The sequence below is a fragment of the Mycobacterium sp. ITM-2016-00317 genome, from assembly GCF_002968295.1.
GTDB lineage: Bacteria > Actinomycetota > Actinomycetes > Mycobacteriales > Mycobacteriaceae > Mycobacterium.
Map to the genome: position 1 here is coordinate 4,183,520 of NZ_CP134399.1, position 17,830 is coordinate 4,201,349.

Sequence of the window (17,830 nt, forward strand, 5' to 3'; positions counted from 1 at the left end):
CTCTGTCGGCGTGGATCACCGATGGTGATGCCGTCGACTTTGCGCATTGGCTGTGATACGCCTCACCATATACATCTATGTATCAGCGATACAAGGATGTATAGAGTGGTCGGCGTCACATCAGCAACGATGTCGTGCAGAGGAGGGGGACCGTGGGCTATCGCCTTGACGTGATCACCGACAGTGTCCCGGAAGCCATCCTGTACGCAGGCGGGCTGATGTTCGATCGCCGCCGGGCCGGTTGGCAGGTCGTCGTGTTCACCGACGATGTCTCCCACCTGAGAGGTTTGGCGATTCTCGGTATCGGAGCGCAGTCTCGGTGCCGGCTCGACGACCGAGAGCACGGGGACCGGGAGGTCCGTGCCGTGGCGTCGCCGATCGAACGTCTGGCAACGAAGCGGGAATCACCCTGGGAAACCCGGATCGTCTGGGGCTGGAACGCACCCGCGGCGTCGACCGGTGTCGTGCAACCTGTGGGCCATCAACTCAGCGCGGCCGCGCGGGCGTTCAAAGAACATGCGCTCCGCTGCACCGGCCTGCGCTCCGCCGTTGAGCATTGCGAGCGTTTCTGGGTAGACGACACCTTCGACACGCGCTTGTTCGTCGATCTGGTGGCGAGAACCGATCGGCCACCTCGGTCGGCCGGTCGGGGCGGGTCATGATCGCTGCCAGTGGTGGGAAGATGGGGCTGTGGCTGAACGCTGGACCAAGGAGCGCCGTACCGAGCACACCCGGCAGATCCTGTTGGACGCCGCCGAGGAAGTCTTCGCGCGCAAGGGATTGACCGGCGCCGCACTCGAAGAGATCGCCGAGACCGCCGGATTCACGCGGGGTGCCATTTATTCTCAGTTCGGCGCCAAGGAGAAGCTGTTCCTCGCGGTGGTGGACCGCCGGCGTCAGCGTTTCCTCGACGGGTTCGCCGAGGTGATGATGTCTTTCCACCGCCTCAGTGATGTCGACATCGACGAACTGGCGCAGCGGTGGCGCCAGTTGAGCAGCGAGACCGACCGGGCGGCTTTGGGGTACGAACTCACTCTGTTCCTATTGCGCAACCCCGAGGCGCGGGAGAGTGTGGCCGCGCAGCGGCGCGAGACGATCCGCGCACTCGGAGAATTCATCAGCAAGAACGTCGCCCGCATCGGAGGAATACTCACGATCGAGGCGGAGACTCTGGCCCGGGTCGTGCTCGCCGCCAACGACGGCATCACGTTGGACAGTCACATCGACGGCGAGGACCTGTACCGCCCGTACCTGCAGCTGGTGATATCCAGCGTGCAGACTCCGGGCTAGTACCGTTTGGGGCGTCGGCGGACGACGATGTCGTTTTTCCGCTAGTTCCGAGCGGGCTCGCGTGTCATCGTCGATGCGTGTACACCGACTTCGACCGCTGCTGCCGGGCCGTCCAATCCAAGGACGCCCGGTTCGACGGCTGGTTCGTCACCGCGGTGCTCACCACCGGGATCTACTGCAGGCCCAGCTGCCCGGTCCGGCCACCGCACGCGCGGAACATGCGGTTCTACCCGACCGCGGCCGCCGCACAACGGGCGGCTTCCGGGCGTGCAAGCGGTGCAGGCCGGATGCGTCGCCGGGGTCTCCCGAGTGGAATGTACGCGGTGACGTCGTCGCCCGCGCCATGCGTCTGATCGCCGATGGAACGGTCGACCGGGAGGGTGTCGGCGGCCTGGCCGCGCGATTGGGATACACCGTGCGGCAACTGGAACGGCTCACCAATGCCGAGGTCGGAGCGAGCCCGCTGGCACTGGCCCGGGCGCAGCGCACCCAGATGGCCCGGGTGCTGATCGAGACGACCGAGATGCCGTTCACCGACGCCGCATTCGCCGCGGGGTTTTCCAGCATCCGGCAGTTCAACGACACCGTGCGTGCGGTCTGCGCGCTCACGCCCACGATGCTGCGGCGCCGCGCCCGGACGCGGCCGGGCGGGGACGGTGACGGCGGCACGGGCCTGCTGTCGCTGCGGCTGCCGGTCCGGGCGCCGTTCGCATTCGAAGGGGTCTTCGGGCACCTGGCCGCGTCCGCGGTGCCCGGGGTGGAGGAAATCCGCGACGGCGCCTACCGCAGAACCCTGCGGTTACCGCATGGCCGCGGCGTGGTGAGCCTGACGCCCCGCCCTGACCACGTCGCGTGCCGTCTAGTCATCGACGACTTCCGCGACCTTGCGGCAGCGATCGCGCGATGCAGGCGCCTGCTCGATCTCGATGCCGACCCGGAGGCCGTCGTCACCGCGCTCAGCGCCGACGACCGGCTTGCCGCACTCGTCGCCAAGCAGCCGGGCCAGCGCATCCCCAGGACCGTTGATGAACATGAGCTCGCGGTACGGGTGATCCTCGGCCAGCAGGTGTCGGTGGCTGCCGCCCGGACCCATGCCAGCCGGCTCAGCCGCGCGTACGGCGCGTCGATCGAGGATCCCGAAGGGACCCTCACCCACGTGTTCCCCTCGGTCGCAGAACTCTCGGCGATCGACCCCCGGCACCTGGCGTTTCCGAAGGTACGGCAGCGGACCCTGCACACGGTGGTCACCGCGCTCGCCGACGGCACCGTCACGCTCGACCCGGGCTGTGACCGGGAGGCCGCGCGTGCGCAGCTGCTCGCGCTGCCCGGTATCGGACCGTGGTCGACGGAGATGATCGCGATGCGCGGCCTCGGCGACCCCGACGCCTTTCCCGGCACGGATCTCGGTGTGATCGCCGCGGCTCGACAGCTCGGCCTGCCCGCGACCCCGCGCGGTCTGGCCGAGCACAGCAGACGATGGCAGCCCTGGCGCTCGTATGCTGCCCAGCACCTCTGGACCGCCCTCGACCACGCCGTCAATCAATGGTCCCCGAAGGAGACACCATGATGACCACCGTGCACTACCGGACGGTGAACAGCCCGGTCGGGCCGCTGACCCTGGCCGGCACGGACGGACGATTGCAGCATCTCAGGATGGTGGACCAGACCTATGAACCCGACCGCGCCGGTTGGGAGCCGGACGAGGACGCGTTCGCCGACGCGGTCACCCAGCTGACGGAGTATTTCAGCGGCGAACGCCGGGATTTCGATCTGGATCTCAACCTGGTCGGCACCGACTTTCAGCGCGGGTCTGGGCAGCACTACTGACAATCCCCTATGGCCAGACGCGGTCCTATGGAGAGATCGCCCGGCAGATCGGCGCGCCAGGCGCATCACGTGCGGTCGGATTGGCCAACGGACACAATCCGATAGGGATCATCGTGCCGTGCCACCGTGTCATCGGCGCCAATGGGAATTTGACCGGATATGGCGGTGGATTGCACCGGAAGAAACAATTGTTGGGTTTGGAGGGTGGTGGTGCGTCGGCGTTTCCGATGCTGTTCGGTTGATGAACAAGCGGACGCATAAATGCCTGTACCCCCCAACGGTGTTGGGGGGTACAGGTCAATGTGTGTTCGGCGGTGTCCTACTTTTCCAACCAGTGGTTAGTATCATCGGCGCTGGCAGGCTTAGCTTCCGGGTTCGGGATGGGACCGGGCGTTTCCCTGCCGCTATGGACCGCCGTAACTCTATTCACTCGTTATCGAGCGTGAATCTGTGATACCCCGTGTTTTTGGTGGTGGGGTGTGTCTCAACAATGTCCCGGTGAACCGGGTCGTGTTGAGTGTGTCTGGGTTTGTGGTGTGGTTGCGAGGTTTTGTTGTTGTTGTAAGTTTTCGGCCGGTTAGTGCCAGTTCCCTGCGCCTATTACTAGGTTTCTAGGTCTGGTCTATCGATCCCGTGGTCTGCGGGGGGCCTTATCCCACTTAATGGGTGAGAAGCCTGGTCTTGGAGAAGGTTTCCCGCTTAGATGCTTTCAGCGGTTATCCTGTCCGAACGTAGCTATCCAGCAGTGCCCCTGGTGGGACAACTGGTAGACCAGAGGTTCGTCCGTCCCGGTCCTCTCGTACTAGGGACAGGTTTCCTCAAGCTTCTGACGCGCGCGGCGGATAGAGACCGAACTGTCTCACGACGTTCTAAACCCAGCTCGCGTGCCGCTTTAATGGGCGAACAGCCCAACCCTTGGGACCTGCTCCAGCCCCAGGATGCGACGAGCCGACATCGAGGTGCCAAACCATCCCGTCGATATGGACTCTTGGGGAAGATCAGCCTGTTATCCCCGGGGTACCTTTTATCCGTTGAGCGACACCCCTTCCACTCAGAGGTGCCGGATCACTAGTCCCGACTTTCGTCCCTGCTCGACATGTCCGTCTCGCAGTCAAGCTCCCTTGTGCACTTACACTCAACACCTGATTGCCGTCCAGGTTGAGGGAACCTTTGGGCGCCTCCGTTACATTTTAGGAGGCAACCGCCCCAGTTAAACTACCCACCAGGCACTGTCCCTGAACCGGATATACGGTTCGAGGTTAGAGGCCCAATACGATCAGAGTGGTATTTCAACAACGACTCCACAATCACTGGCGTGACCGCTTCACAGTCTCCCACCTATCCTACACAAACCGTATCGAGCACCAATACCAAGTTGTAGTGAAGGTCCCGGGGTCTTTTCGTCCTGCCGCGCGTAACGAGCATCTTTACTCGTAATGCAATTTCGCCGAGTCTATGGTTGAGACAGTTGAGAAGTCGTTACGCCATTCGTGCAGGTCGGAACTTACCCGACAAGGAATTTCGCTACCTTAGGATGGTTATAGTTACCACCGCCGTTTACTGGGGCTTAAATTCTCCGCTTCACCCTTACGGGTTAACGGGTCCTCTTAACCTTCCAGCACCGGGCAGGCGTCAGTCCGTATACATCGTCTTGCGACTTCGCACGGACCTGTGTTTTTAGTAAACAGTCGCTTCTCACTGGTTTGTGCCACCCACCCCCGCTGCCGGCCGCAAAAGCCATGACGGTACGTGGGTCCCCCTTCTCCCGAAGTTACGGGGGCATTTTGCCGAGTTCCTTAACCATAGTTCACTCGTACGCCTCGGTATTCTCTACCTGACCACCTGTGTTGGTTTGGGGTACGGGCCGTGTGTGCGCTCGCTAGAGGCTTTTCTCGACAGCATAGGATCACCGAATTCGCCTCAATCGGCTATGCATCACCTCTCAGGCATCATGAGTGACGGATTTACCTATCACTCGCCCTACAGGCTTACCCCAGTATTACCACTGACTGGTACGGCTACCTTCCTGTGTCACCCCATCGCTTGACTACTACCCACCTGGGTCCCGCGCAGCCCCAGCAGCCCTCACCCCGAAGGGATCGGTGCCACTGGATTTGGGCGGTTAGCAAGATGGATTCATCAGGGACGCTCACACACGGGTACGGGAATATCAACCCGTTGTCCATCGACTACGCCTGTCGGCCTCGCCTTAGGTCCCGACTCACCCTGGGCGGACTGGCCTGGCCCAGGAACCCTTGGTCTTCCGGCGGGCAAGGTTCTCACTTGCCTTATCGCTACTCATGCCTGCATTCTCACTCCCACACCCTCCACAGCTCCATCACTAGGCTGCTTCACCGGATGCAGGACGCTCCCCTACCCAGCACACGAAGTGTGCTGCCGCGGCTTCGGCGGTGTGCTTGAGCCCCGCTACATTATCGGCGCACAATCACTTGACCAGTGAGCTATTACGCACTCTTTCAAGGGTGGCTGCTTCTAAGCCAACCTCCTGGTTGTCTTCGCGACTGCACATCCTTTTCCACTTAGCACACGCTTAGGGGCCTTAGCCGGCGATCTGGGCTGTTTCCCTCTCGACGCACGGAGCTTATCCCCCGCCGTCTCACTGCCGCATTACACCGTGTCGGCATTCGGAGTTTGGCTGACGTCAGTAACCTTGTGAGGCCCATCGGCCATCCAGTAGCTCTACCTCCGACACGAACACTGCGACGCTGCACCTAAATGCATTTCGGGGAGAACCAGCTATCACGGAGTTTGATTGGCCTTTCACCCCTACCCACAACTCATCCCCTCAGTCTTCAACCTAAGTGGGTTCGGGCCTCCACGCGGTCTTACCCGCGCTTCACCCTGGCCATGGGTAGATCACTCCGCTTCGGGTCCAGAACACACCACTACACCACACACTCTTGTGTGGATACGCCCTATTCAGACTCGCTTTCGCTACGGCTACCCCACACGGGTTAACCTCGCGACATGTCCCTGACTCGCAGGCTCATTCTTCAAAAGGCACGCCATCACCCCACGCTTTAACACGAAGGCTCTGACGGATTGTAAGCGCACGGTTTCAGGTACTATTTCACTCCCCTCCCGGGGTACTTTTCACCATTCCCTCACGGTACTAATCCGCTATCGGTCACTGGGAAGTATTCAGGCTTACCGGGTGGTCCCGGCAGATTCACAGCAGATTCCACGGGCCCGCTGCTACTCGGGGAAACATTCCACAGGAGCTGTTGAGTTTTCGTCTACGGGGCTCTCACCCTCTACGACAGACCATCCCAGGCCACTTCGACTAACCCAACAGTTTCTAACTCCTGCCCTCATCGGCGGATGAGAGAAGAAACGCCCCACAACACCGCACACACAACCCCCGCCGGGTATCACATGCACGCGGTTTAGCCATCCTCCGCTTTCGCTCGCCACTACTCACGGAATCACTTTTGTTTTCTCTTCCTACGGGTACTGAGATGTTTCACTTCCCCGCGTTCCCCCCCAACGCCTATATATTCAGCGTTGGGTGACACGACATCACTCGTGCCGGGTTTCCCCATTCGGACATCCTCGGATCCACGCTCGGTTGGCAGCTCCCCGAGGCATATCGCAGCCTCCCACGTCCTTCATCGGCTCCCAGTGCCAAGGCATCCACCATGCGCCCTTAAACACTTACAACACAAAACCAAAAAATGAGTCACCCACACACAACCCCCAAAAGGGACTGCATGCGAGTATCAGAAAAATTTGCATTACACCGAACACACAACACCACAAGCGCTGTGCATTCAGATGCTCGCAACCACTATCCACGAATCAAACACCACACCCCACCACCAAAGCAGGGCAACAACACGCCGACCCTGCCAACGCAGAGCCACCCCCCAAAAAGGGGCACGGGCCTGTTGTCTCAAAGCCCAATAGTGTGTCTGATAATTTTCCTCACCGGCAATCCCGTACCAGCTCAGCCAAGTTTGTTGAGTGCACCAGACCCCCACCCACTACAGGCGAAAGGCCATCCAACGAATCGCTTGAGTCACCGAACCCCCACACTCGTGGGCGGGCTCAAGTCTCGTGGTGCTCCTTAGAAAGGAGGTGATCCAGCCGCACCTTCCGGTACGGCTACCTTGTTACGACTTCGTCCCAATCGCCGATCCCACCTTCGACGGCTCCCTCCCACAAGGGGTTAGGCCACCGGCTTCGGGTGTTACCGACTTTCATGACGTGACGGGCGGTGTGTACAAGGCCCGGGAACGTATTCACCGCAGCGTTGCTGATCTGCGATTACTAGCGACTCCGACTTCACGGGGTCGAGTTGCAGACCCCGATCCGAACTGAGACCGGCTTTGAAAGGATTCGCTCCACCTCACGGCATCGCAGCCCTTTGTACCGGCCATTGTAGCATGTGTGAAGCCCTGGACATAAGGGGCATGATGACTTGACGTCATCCCCACCTTCCTCCGAGTTGACCCCGGCAGTCTCTCACGAGTCCCCGCCATTACGCGCTGGCAACATAAGATAAGGGTTGCGCTCGTTGCGGGACTTAACCCAACATCTCACGACACGAGCTGACGACAGCCATGCACCACCTGCACACAGGCCACAAGGGAACCGACATCTCTGCCGGCGTCCTGTGCATGTCAAACCCAGGTAAGGTTCTTCGCGTTGCATCGAATTAATCCACATGCTCCGCCGCTTGTGCGGGCCCCCGTCAATTTCTTTGAGTTTTAGCCTTGCGGCCGTACTCCCCAGGCGGGGTACTTAATGCGTTAGCTACGGCACGGATCCCAAGGAAGGAAACCCACACCTAGTACCCACCGTTTACGGCGTGGACTACCAGGGTATCTAATCCTGTTCGCTCCCCACGCTTTCGCTCCTCAGCGTCAGTTACTGCCCAGAGACCCGCCTTCGCCACCGGTGTTCCTCCTGATATCTGCGCATTCCACCGCTACACCAGGAATTCCAGTCTCCCCTGCAGTACTCCAGTCTGCCCGTATCGCCCGCACGCCCACAGTTGAGCTGTGAGTTTTCACGGACAACGCGACAAACCACCTACGAGCTCTTTACGCCCAGTAATTCCGGACAACGCTCGGACCCTACGTATTACCGCGGCTGCTGGCACGTAGTTGGCCGGTCCTTCTTCTCCAGGTACCGTCACTTGCGCTTCGTCCCTGGCGAAAGAGGTTTACAACCCGAAGGCCGTCATCCCTCACGCGGCGTCGCTGCATCAGGCTTGCGCCCATTGTGCAATATTCCCCACTGCTGCCTCCCGTAGGAGTCTGGGCCGTATCTCAGTCCCAGTGTGGCCGGTCACCCTCTCAGGCCGGCTACCCGTCGTCGCCTTGGTGAGCCGTAACCTCACCAACAAGCTGATAGGCCGCGGGCCCATCCCACACCGCAAAAGCTTTCCCCTCCCAGACCATGCAGCCAGAAGGGTGTATTCGGTATTAGACCCAGTTTCCCAGGCTTATCCCAAAGTGCAGGGCAGATCACCCACGTGTTACTCACCCGTTCGCCACTCGAGTACCCCGAAGGGCCTTTCCGTTCGACTTGCATGTGTTAAGCACGCCGCCAGCGTTCGTCCTGAGCCAGAATCAAACTCTCCAAACAAAAACCCCTCACCCAAAGGCAAGGCAGAATTCACAATCAGAGAAATCCGATCATCAAACAAGACACCAAAAACTGGCATCAAAAAACAGCCCACCCCTAAACGGGAAAAAGAGGTGAACCAAAAACAACAAACAAAAACCACCAAACACACTATTGAGTTCTCAAACAACACGCCTGAATCTTTGCGAAGTCACCCTCTGGAGGGCAACCCTGCCAGCTTAAACCATCTGGGCTAGCGAGTCAAGATCCTGTCCTTCGCGTTTCCGCGGCGACTTCATAAGATTAGAGCCGAGGCTCTTTCGAAGTCAAATCCGCTGGTCAGAGGCTTGTTAGCGCTTCGCAGCGGGTCTTCTCTAGGTTACCCGTTCTATCTCCGCGCCTAAACCGACCAGGTTTTCCACGAACTTCGGGTAGCCGCGGTCGATGTGGAAGACGTCGTGCACCTCGGTATCGCCATCGGCGACCAATCCCGCCAGCACCAGGCCGGCACCGGCACGGATATCCGACGACCACACGGGAGCGCTGGAAAGCTGCGGGATGCCCCGCACCACCGCGTGGTGGCCGTCGGTACGGGCGTCGGCGCCGAGCCGGATCATCTCCTCGACGAACCGGAAGCGGGCTTCGAACACGTTCTCGGTGATCATCGATGTGCCGTCGGCGATCGCTGCGAGGCCGATCGCCATCGGTTGCAGGTCAGTCGGGAATCCCGGGAACGGCAGCGTCGCGACGTTGACCGCTTTCGGGCGCTCGTACTGGACCACCCGGAAACCGTCGTCGGTCTGGGTGACGGTGGCGCCGGCGTCATGAAGTTTGTGCAGCACGAGTTGCAGATGCGCCGGGTCCACCCCGGTCACCGAGATGTCGCCGCGCGTCATCGCCGCGGCTATCCCCCACGTCGCAGCCACGATCCGGTCACCGATGACCCGGTGTTCGGTCGGATAGAGCCGGTCGACGCCGGTGATGGTCAAGGTCGAAGACCCCGCGCCGGTGATCTGCGCGCCCATCTGGTTCAGCATCATGCACAGATCGGCGACGTCCGGTTCGCGGGCGGCGTTGTGGATCGTCGTGACCCCCTCGGCCAGCACCGCCGCCATGAGGATGTTCTCGGTCGCACCGACGGACGGGAACTCCAACTGGATCTCGGCGCCGTGCAGATGTTCGGCCTCGGCGACCACGCAGCCGTGCTCGATATTGCACTGAGCCCCCAGTTGCCGCAGGCCGGCTTGATGCATGTCCAACGGTCGCGAACCAATCGCGTCGCCCCCGGGAAGGGCGACCTTCGCCTTCTTGCATCTGCCGACAAGTGGACCGAGGACGCACACCGACGCACGGAACTGACGCACCGCCGCGAAGTCGGCGTCGTACTTGAGCTCGTCGGGTGAAGTGATCCGGACGACATCACCGACGAGGTCGACCGTCGCGCCGAGCCCACGCAGGACTTCGGCCATCAACGGGACGTCGAGGATGTCGGGGCAATTGGTGATCGTGCTGGTGCCCTCGGCGAGCAGGGCCGCGGCCATCAGCTTGAGCACGCTGTTCTTGGCGCCCCCGACGGCCACTTCGCCTGACAACCGGCAACCACCGGTTACCACGAAACGCTCGCTCACGCCGGTCAGTGTAAACAGCCTGCTCGGCCGTGTCAGGCTGCCGAGCCACCGCTCAGGACACAGCCCGGTACCGTTCTGGCCATGGCTGTACACCTGACACGGATCTATACCCGGACCGGCGACGATGGCACGACGGGGCTCAGCGATTTCAGCCGGGTTTCCAAGAGCGATGCCCGCCTGAGCGCCTACGCCGACTGTGACGAAGCCAACGCGTCCATCGGTGTCGCGGTCGCGCTGGGACACCCCGACGAGCGGATCCTGCCGGTGCTGCTCCAGATCCAGAACGACCTGTTCGACGCGGGTGCCGACCTGTCGACGCCGGTGGTGGAGAACCCCGAGTATCCCCCGCTGCGTATCCAGCAGAGTTACATCGACCGCTTGGAGAAGTGGTGCGACGAGTTCAACGAGCCGCTGCCGGCGCTGAACTCGTTCATCCTGCCCGGCGGGACGGCGCTGTCGGCCCTACTGCATGTCGCCCGCACGGTGACCCGGCGGGCCGAACGGTCGGCGTGGCATGCGGTGGACACTCATGGCGACTCGGTCAGTGTGCTGCCGGCCAAATACCTGAACCGGCTGTCCGATCTGCTGTTCATCCTGTCCCGGGTGGCCAATCCAGACGGCGATGTGCTGTGGCAGCCGGGTGGACAGCGCGGGTAATTGAGCAGCGTCAGTAGCTGCGGCGGCGCGCCCGCGGGGACGGGCGCGACTCCAACCATGAGGTGAAGGCGGTGAGCGCGCCGCGGTCCAGTGCGATCTCGTAGCCGCGGCCGCGTTCCGGGCTGGTGTCGCGCAGTTCGAGGACGACGATCTCGTCGCTCATGATGTCGAACTCGTCACCGCGCGGCGATCGGCGCGACACGATCTCCAGGCCTCGCCGGCTCAACCTCCGGTCGGGCCACCATCGCAAGCTCGACAGCCGGTAGAAGCCGGCCTCGCCGCCGCGGTATCTCATCACGCCGTGGCGCCAGCCCTGACCACCGTTGGCCGGGAAGTCACGCAGGATGGCGGCGGTGCCGCCCACCTGCCGCAACTTCCACAGCCGATAGGTCAGGGCCGCGACGGCGACCAAGAGCACACCGACGAGCGCGGCCATGAACAGCATGGACGCGCTCATCGGTGATCAGTCCAGTTGGCCGAGGGCGCGCAGGCGCGCGCGACCCCATGCCGCGGTCCGCTCGTCGTCGGACTCGGAATCCTGCTTGGCCTGGTCGGCATTGATCTCCGACTCAAACTGCGCGTTCTCGACGAGGATGCGAACAGCTTCCTCGGTGACGGACAGAAATCCGCCGTCGACCGCGATCCGCAGGTCGTCCTCGCCGTCGCGCTCGACGCGCACCATCGCGTCGTCGACGAGCTGGGCAACCAGCGGGATGTGCCGCGGCAGGATGCCGATCTCGCCGGCAGTGGTGCGGGTGAACACGAACGTCGCGTCACCCGACCACAGCTCCCGCTCCACGGCGACGATCTCGACGTGCAGGTCAGCCATGACGCACCACCCTTCGGTTCACGGGGCAAGCGGTCATCATCACAGCTTGGCGCCGAGGCTTTCGGCCTTCTTCGCCAGGTCATCGAGACCGCCGATGAGGAAGAACGCCTGCTCGGGCAGGTGGTCGAAGTCGCCCTTGGTCAGCTTGTCGAAGGCCTCGATGGTCTCCTTCAGCGGCACCGTCGAACCCGGCTGACCGGTGAACTGCTCGGCCGCCATCATGTTCTGGCTCAGGAAGCGCTCGATGCGGCGGGCACGCTGCACCAGCTGCTTGTCCTCCTCGGCCAGCTCGTCGATACCGAGGATCGCGATGATGTCCTGCAGATCCTTGTAGCGCTGCAGGATGCGGATGACTTCCTGCGCGACGCGGTAGTGCTCGTCGCCGACCACGGCCGGGTCGAGGATCGTCGAGGACGACGCCAGCGGGTCCACGGCCGGGAAGATGCCCTTGGAGAACACCGTACGAGAGAGCTCGGTGGTGGCGTCGAGGTGCGCGAACGTCGTCGCCGGCGCCGGGTCGGTGTAGTCGTCGGCGGGCACGTACACGGCCTGCATCGAGGTGATCGACCGACCGCGGGTCGAGGTGATGCGCTCCTGCAGCTCACCCATCTCGTCGGCCAGGGTGGGCTGGTAACCCACCGCGGACGGCATACGACCGAGCAGCGTCGACACCTCGGAACCGGCCTGGGTGAACCGGAAGATGTTGTCGATGAACAGCAGCACGTCCTGCTGCTGCTCGTCGCGGAAGAACTCGGCCATGGTCAGGGCCGAGAGCGCGACGCGCATACGCGTGCCCGGCGGCTCGTCCATCTGGCCGAACACCAACGCGGTGTCCTTGAGCACGTTGGCGTCCTCGAGCTCGACCCACAGGTCGTTGCCCTCGCGGGTGCGCTCACCGACGCCGGCGAACACCGAGGTACCACCGAAGTTGCGGGCGATACGGTTGATCATCTCCTGGATGAGCACCGTCTTGCCCACGCCAGCACCACCGAACAGCGCGATCTTGCCGCCACGCACATACGGGGTGAGCAGGTCGACGACCTTCAGGCCGGTCTCCAGCATCTCGGTGCGAGGCTCGAGCTCCGAGAAGGGCGGCGGCTTGCGGTGGATCGACCAGTGGTCGAAGTCCTTGCCGTAGCCGGGCTCGTCGAGGCAGTCGCCGAGGGCGTTGAACACGTGGCCCTTGACCCCGTCGCCGACGGGCACCGAGATCGAGGCGCCGGTGTCGGTCACCTCGACGCCGCGGACCAGGCCGTCGGTCGGCTGCATGGAGATTGTGCGCACCAGGTTGTCACCCAGGTGCTGGGCGACCTCCAGGGTCAGCGTCTTCGACAGCTCCTTGTAGGTGATGTCGGCGTGCAGCGCGTTGAACAGTTCGGGTACGGAGCCACGCGGGAACTCCACGTCGACCACGGGTCCGGTGATACGAACGACGCGGCCTGCGCTCTTTTCGGCGGTAGCTGTCATTTCCTCTTCGCTTCCTACGGGGCTTGCTGTTGAGACTATTTCGCGTCGGCCAGCGCGTTGGCGCCGCCGACGATCTCGCTGATTTCCTGAGTGATCTGCGCCTGACGCTCGCGGTTGGCCGCCAAGGTCAGCGCCTTGATCAGATCGTCGGCGTTGTCGGTCGCCGACTTCATGGCGCGCCGACGGGAGGCCGACTCGGAGGCTGCGGCCTCCAGCAGCGCGGCGTACACACGGGTCGCGACGTAGCGCGGAAGCAGGGCGTCGAAGAGCGTCTCCGGGTCCGGCTCGAACGAGAACAGCGTCTGCGGGCCGTCTTCGGGCTGTTCGTCGCCGACGTACTCGACCACCATCGGGGCGATTCGCCGCGCGACAGCCGACTGCGACAGCATCGACCGGAACTCGGTGAAGACGATGTGCAGTTCGTCGACGCCGAGGATGCCGTCGGCACCGGCGTCGTCACCCTCGTCGTCCGCGCCGGACATGAACGCCGCCACCAGGGTGTCGGCGATCTCACGCGCGTTCTCGTAGGTGGGCCGCTCCGAGAAGCCGTCCCAGGAACCGATCACGTCGCGCTGGCGGAAGCTGAAGTAGCCCAGAGCCTTTCGGCCCACCGTGTAGAGAACCGGCTCCTTGCCCTCTTCGCGCAGCAGCGCGAACAGTTCCTCGGACTGCCGGAGCACGTTGGCGTTGTAGGCGCCGCACAGGCCGCGGTCCGACGACACCACAAGCACCGCGGCCCGGCGCGGGTTCTCCCGTGCGACCAGCAGCGGGTGATCCAGTGCGCTGGCACTCGCGAGCTCGGTGAGCATGTTCGTGATCTCAGTGCTGTAAGGCCGAGCCGCTTCGACTCGGGCCTGCGCCTTGGCGATTCGCGACGTGGCGATCAGTTCCTGGGCCTTGGTGATCTTCTTGATCGACCCCGCGGAACGAATGCGCCCACGAAGCTCGCGCAGTGTTGCAGCCATCTAGCTCTCCAGACCCTTCAGTGCGTTTCCCGCCTTACTTCTTCGGGGCCGGCTTGCGGACCTTGACGGATTCCTTCTCGACGTCAGCCTCGTCCATCGCCTCGGCGCCGGCCTCGTTGACCACCACCGAGCTGCCGTCGGTCGTCGAGAAGCCCTTCTTGAACTCGTTGATGACGTCGGTCAGCTTCTCCGCAGTCTCGTCGGAGAGCTTCTTCGTCTCGCGGATCTCCTTGAGGATCTCCTCGTGCGAACCCTTCACATGCTCGAGCACTTCCTGCTCGAAGCGTGCGACGTCCTCGACGGGAACCGAATCCAGGTGGCCCTTGGTGCCGAGGAAGATCGCGACGACCTGATCCTCGACCGGGTACGGGGTGTACTGCGGCTGCTTCAGCAGCTCGACGAGGCGGGCACCGCGGTCCAGCTGCGCCTTCGAGGCGGCATCCAGATCCGAGGCGAACGCCGCGAACGACTCCAGCTCGCGATACTGCGACAGCTCCAAGCGGAGACTTCCTGCCACTTCCTTCATTGCCTTGATCTGCGCGGCGCCACCGACGCGGGACACCGACACACCGACGTTGATGGCCGGCCGGACGCCCTGGTTGAACAGGTCGGACTCCAGGAAGCACTGGCCGTCGGTGATCGAGATGACGTTGGTCGGGATGAACGCCGAGATGTCGTTGGCCTTGGTCTCGATGATCGGCAGACCCGTCATCGAACCACCACCGAGCTCATCGGACAGCTTCGCGCAACGCTCCAGCAGGCGAGAGTGCAGGTAGAAGACGTCACCGGGGAACGCCTCGCGGCCCGGAGGGCGACGCAGCAGCAGCGAGATCGCGCGGTAGGCGTCGGCCTGCTTGGACAGGTCGTCGAACACGATCAGCACGTGCTTGCCGTCGTACATCCAGTGCTGGCCGATGGCCGAACCGGTGTACGGGGCCAGCCACTTGAAGCCGGCGGCGTCCGAGGCGGGGGCCGCGACGATGGTGGTGTACTCCATCGCGCCGCCCTCTTCGAGGGCCCGCTTCACCGAGGCGATCGTGGTGCCCTTCTGGCCGATCGCGACGTACACGCAGCGCACCTGCTGCTTCGGGTCGCCGGTCTCCCACGCCTCACGCTGGTTGAGGATGGTGTCGACCGCGACGGCCGTCTTGCCGGTCTTGCGGTCGCCGATGATCAGCTGACGCTGGCCGCGGCCGATCGGGGTCTGGCTGTCGATGGCCTTGATGCCGGTCTGCAGCGGCTCGGAGACACCCTGACGCTGAACCACCGACGGCGCCTGGAGTTCCAGGGCGCGGCGGGTTTCGGCCTCGATGTCGCCCTGGCCGTCGATCGGCTGGCCGAGCGGGTTGATGACGCGACCGAGGAACGCATCCCCGACCGGGACCGAGAGAACCTCGCCGGTGCGCTTGACCTGCTGGCCTTCTTCGATCTTCGCGAAGTCACCGAGGATGACCGCGCCGATGCTGTGCTCGTCGAGGTTCAGTGCGACACCGAGGACGCCGCCGGGGAACTCCAGCAGTTCCTGGGTCATCACCGAGGGCAGACCCTCGACGTGGGCGATGCCGTCACCGGCGTCGATCACGGTGCCGACCTCTTCCCGCTCGTTGTCGGCGGTGAAGGAGGAGACGTAGTCCTCGATCGCACCTTCGATGTCAGAAGCCGAGATTGTCAACTCTGCCATGGCTTTTCGTCCTGCCTTTGTGTTGTTACTGCGCGAGTTCTGGGGCGGTCAGTCCGGCAGCCCGGTGCGGGCCGCGGCCAACCGCGAAGAGATGGAGCCGTCGATGACCTCGTCACCGACCATGATCAGGAGCCCACCGAGGACCTCGGGGTCGACCTTCGAGCTGGATCGACACCGGGGTGCCGTAGATCCGGCTCAGCACCTCGGTCAACCGGGTGCGCTGCGAATCGGAGAGGTCGGCTGCGGCGGTGACCTCGGCGACGGCCTCACCGCGCCGGGCGACCGCAAGCTCCGCCAGGTCGTTGACCGCGGAGTCGGCGGTTTCGCCGCGCAGCAGTTCGACCGTCTGGATCAGCAGGGCCTTGGCGGTGTCGTTGACGCCGTCGCCGCCGTCGAGGATCTTCGTCAGCAGCGCCACACGCTTCTCGGCGGGCACCACGGTGTCGGTCAGCAGCCGGCTCAGCTCGGGCTGCGAGTCGAGCACGCGGCTGAACCGGAAAAGCTGGTCCTCGACCTCTTCGCTCTGACCGTCACGCTCGGCGCGGACCAGCAGCGCCAGCCTGGCGACGTGCTCGATCGCGTCGATCAAGTTCGCCTCAGTGGACCAGCGTTGCGCCACAGCGGTCTTCAGCAGATCCTGTGTCGCGGCGTCGACCTTGCCGTCGAACAACCGGTCGACCAGCCGCTCCTTGGCCGAGGGGTCCTCGGCGGGCTCGGCGAGATGCTTGTTCAGCGTCGTCTGATCCAGCAGCAGCGTGGCCACCGCGGAGAGATCGTTGGCGAGGGTGGCCAGGCTTGCGGCGTCGGCGCCCTCGGCGAGCGACTCGAACTTCTTGACCAGCTCGGCCAGCGCTTCACGGCTCGCGGCGCGCAGGTTCACCGTCGCGCCCGCCTCCAGCACCGAGGAGGACGGAGCCATCGCATCCAGCTCGTCCAGGAACCGGTCCACGGTCGACGACTGTGCGGCCGGATCGGAGACGTAGTTGCGGACGATCTCCGTGGCCTTCTCCACCGATTCCTCACCGAGGCCGCTGCGCAGCTGCCGGATGAGTTGCTGACGCATCAGCTGAACCTGCTGGGCACCTTGGGCTTTGATCCGCTCGGCCTCGGCGTCGGCCTGCTCGGCCAGCTGTGAGGTGATCCGCTCCGAGTCCTGGCGTGCTTCCGCGGCGACCTTGGCCCCCGCCGCCTTCGCGTCCTCGACCGCCTTGGCGTGCATCGCGTCGGCGTCGGCGAGCTTCTTGCTGGCCTCGGCACTCTCGGCGAGCGCGACCCGGATCGCCTCCTGCTGGCGCTGCATCAGCCCCTTCACAGGCGGCACGACCCACTTGACGATGATGAACACGATGACGGCGAAGCCGATCAGCTGTCCGATGAAGATCGACATCTAACGACTCCCACCTGAATTCACGTCGACGCCCAGGATCCGGCTGGCCAGCGTCGCGGACAGGCCGTCGACGGAGGACTCCAGATCCGACCGAGCGGCCGAACCTTGTTGCGACAACTGCTGGTCCGCGGCGCTCAGCGTCTCGGCGACCTCGCCACTGGCCGCCGACCGCTTCTCGTCGACCACCTGGCGACCCGCGACACGGGCCTCATCGCGGATCGACGAAGCCTCGCTGCGGGCGTCGGCCATTGTCTTTTCGTAGTCCGCCTGTGCCGCCGCGACCTGTTCGGCCGACTTGCGGTTGTCGGCGGCAGTCTTGGCCAGCATCGCCTCGCGCTCGGCCAGGACCTTGCTGATCGGCGGCACCACCCATTTCGAGATCACGCCGAGCACGATCAGGAAGATGAGCAGCACGGCGAAGAAGGTGCCGTTGGGGATCAGGAAGTTACTGGTCCCTCCGCCTTCTTCGGCGGCGACGATAGAAGTGGTGAGTTCACCCATGCCGGT

10 protein-coding genes, 3 rRNA genes and 3 pseudogenes are annotated in these 17,830 nt (G+C 63.4%); 5 read left to right on the forward strand and 11 right to left on the reverse strand.

The genetic code is table 11. The features are described from left to right. Positions 1–170: 170 nt before the first annotated feature. The 4 genes and pseudogenes from C6A87_RS19925 to C6A87_RS19940 all read left to right on the forward strand — a co-directional run bounded on the left by C6A87_RS19925 (position 171) and on the right by C6A87_RS19940 (position 3,359). Complete coding sequence (locus C6A87_RS19925) at positions 171–662, forward strand: hypothetical protein (protein ID WP_311113848.1); 492 nt, start codon at positions 171–173, stop codon at positions 660–662. Positions 663–690: 28 nt separating this feature from the next. Next, positions 691–1,290 (forward strand): helix-turn-helix domain-containing protein, encoded by a 600-nt coding sequence (locus tag C6A87_RS19930; protein WP_311113849.1) that lies wholly within the window; start codon positions 691–693, stop codon positions 1,288–1,290. A 77-nt stretch (positions 1,291–1,367) separates the two neighbouring features. After that, positions 1,368–2,857 (forward strand): annotated as a pseudogene (locus C6A87_RS19935) (AlkA N-terminal domain-containing protein). Continuing rightward, a pseudogene (locus C6A87_RS19940) lies at positions 2,857–3,359 on the forward strand (methylated-DNA--[protein]-cysteine S-methyltransferase). Before C6A87_RS19935 ends, C6A87_RS19940 begins: the two co-directional pseudogenes overlap by 1 nt. Positions 3,360–3,423: 64 nt before the next feature. Here the strand turns inward: C6A87_RS19940 and rrf are convergent. The 4 genes from rrf to murA form a co-directional block, all read right to left on the reverse strand. After that, a 5S ribosomal RNA gene (gene rrf / locus C6A87_RS19945) occupies positions 3,424–3,536 on the reverse strand. Between the two features lie 138 nt (positions 3,537–3,674). Beyond that, positions 3,675–6,798: ribosomal RNA gene (locus C6A87_RS19950) — 23S ribosomal RNA — on the reverse strand. A 410-nt stretch (positions 6,799–7,208) separates the two neighbouring features. Continuing rightward, positions 7,209–8,730 (reverse strand): 16S ribosomal RNA (locus tag C6A87_RS19955). Together the 16S, 23S and 5S rRNA genes form the textbook arrangement of a ribosomal RNA operon. A 353-nt stretch (positions 8,731–9,083) precedes the next feature. Beyond that, positions 9,084–10,337, reverse strand: coding sequence for a UDP-N-acetylglucosamine 1-carboxyvinyltransferase (gene murA / locus C6A87_RS19960; protein WP_311113850.1), 1,254 nt, complete (start codon positions 10,335–10,337; stop codon positions 9,084–9,086). 81 nt (positions 10,338–10,418) lie between these two features. Here murA and C6A87_RS19965 point away from each other — a divergent pair, with 81 nt between their 5' ends. Next, a complete protein-coding gene (locus C6A87_RS19965) occupies positions 10,419–10,994 on the forward strand; it encodes a cob(I)yrinic acid a,c-diamide adenosyltransferase (protein ID WP_311113851.1) in 576 nt (191 codons plus the stop codon). A gap of 10 nt (positions 10,995–11,004) precedes the next feature. On the opposite strand, the gene C6A87_RS19970 is transcribed toward C6A87_RS19965, so the two are convergent. The 7 genes and pseudogenes from C6A87_RS19970 to C6A87_RS20000 all read right to left on the reverse strand — a co-directional run bounded on the left by C6A87_RS19970 (position 11,005) and on the right by C6A87_RS20000 (position 17,824). After that, positions 11,005–11,451, reverse strand: a complete 447-nt coding sequence (locus tag C6A87_RS19970; protein WP_311113852.1) for a DUF2550 domain-containing protein — start codon at positions 11,449–11,451, stop codon at positions 11,005–11,007. A 6-nt stretch (positions 11,452–11,457) separates the two neighbouring features. Beyond that, positions 11,458–11,823 (reverse strand): F0F1 ATP synthase subunit epsilon, encoded by a 366-nt coding sequence (locus tag C6A87_RS19975; RefSeq protein ID WP_311113853.1) that lies wholly within the window; start codon positions 11,821–11,823, stop codon positions 11,458–11,460. Between the two features lie 39 nt (positions 11,824–11,862). After that, entirely contained in the window at positions 11,863–13,290 is a 1,428-nt protein-coding gene (atpD, locus tag C6A87_RS19980) for a F0F1 ATP synthase subunit beta (protein ID WP_311113854.1), read from the reverse strand. A gap of 35 nt (positions 13,291–13,325) precedes the next feature. Further along, positions 13,326–14,255: a F0F1 ATP synthase subunit gamma gene (locus C6A87_RS19985; RefSeq protein ID WP_003931030.1), complete on the reverse strand. Its 930-nt coding sequence runs from the start codon at positions 14,253–14,255 to the stop codon at positions 13,326–13,328. Positions 14,256–14,289: 34 nt separating this feature from the next. Beyond that, positions 14,290–15,936: a F0F1 ATP synthase subunit alpha gene (gene atpA, locus C6A87_RS19990; RefSeq protein ID WP_311113855.1), complete on the reverse strand. Its 1,647-nt coding sequence runs from the start codon at positions 15,934–15,936 to the stop codon at positions 14,290–14,292. Positions 15,937–15,984: 48 nt separating this feature from the next. Then, positions 15,985–17,323 (reverse strand): annotated as a pseudogene (locus C6A87_RS19995) (F0F1 ATP synthase subunit B/delta). After that, on the reverse strand, positions 17,324–17,824 hold the full coding sequence (locus C6A87_RS20000) for a F0F1 ATP synthase subunit B (RefSeq protein ID WP_003931027.1): 501 nt from the start codon (positions 17,822–17,824) through the stop codon (positions 17,324–17,326). Positions 17,825–17,830: the final 6 nt, after the last annotated feature.

Excerpts from the sequence above, each read along its gene's own strand:
- C6A87_RS19965 (WP_311113851.1), top strand. The coding sequence starts at position 10,419 with ATGGCTGTACACCTGACACGGATCTATACCCGGACCGGCGACGATGGC.
- C6A87_RS19970 (WP_311113852.1), bottom strand. The coding sequence starts at position 11,451 with ATGAGCGCGTCCATGCTGTTCATGGCCGCGCTCGTCGGTGTGCTCTTG.
- C6A87_RS19975 (WP_311113853.1), bottom strand. The coding sequence starts at position 11,823 with ATGGCTGACCTGCACGTCGAGATCGTCGCCGTGGAGCGGGAGCTGTGG.
- atpD (WP_311113854.1), bottom strand. The coding sequence starts at position 13,290 with ATGACAGCTACCGCCGAAAAGAGCGCAGGCCGCGTCGTTCGTATCACC.
- C6A87_RS19985 (WP_003931030.1), bottom strand. The coding sequence starts at position 14,255 with ATGGCTGCAACACTGCGCGAGCTTCGTGGGCGCATTCGTTCCGCGGGG.
- atpA (WP_311113855.1), bottom strand. The coding sequence starts at position 15,936 with ATGGCAGAGTTGACAATCTCGGCTTCTGACATCGAAGGTGCGATCGAG.
- C6A87_RS20000 (WP_003931027.1), bottom strand. The coding sequence starts at position 17,824 with ATGGGTGAACTCACCACTTCTATCGTCGCCGCCGAAGAAGGCGGAGGG.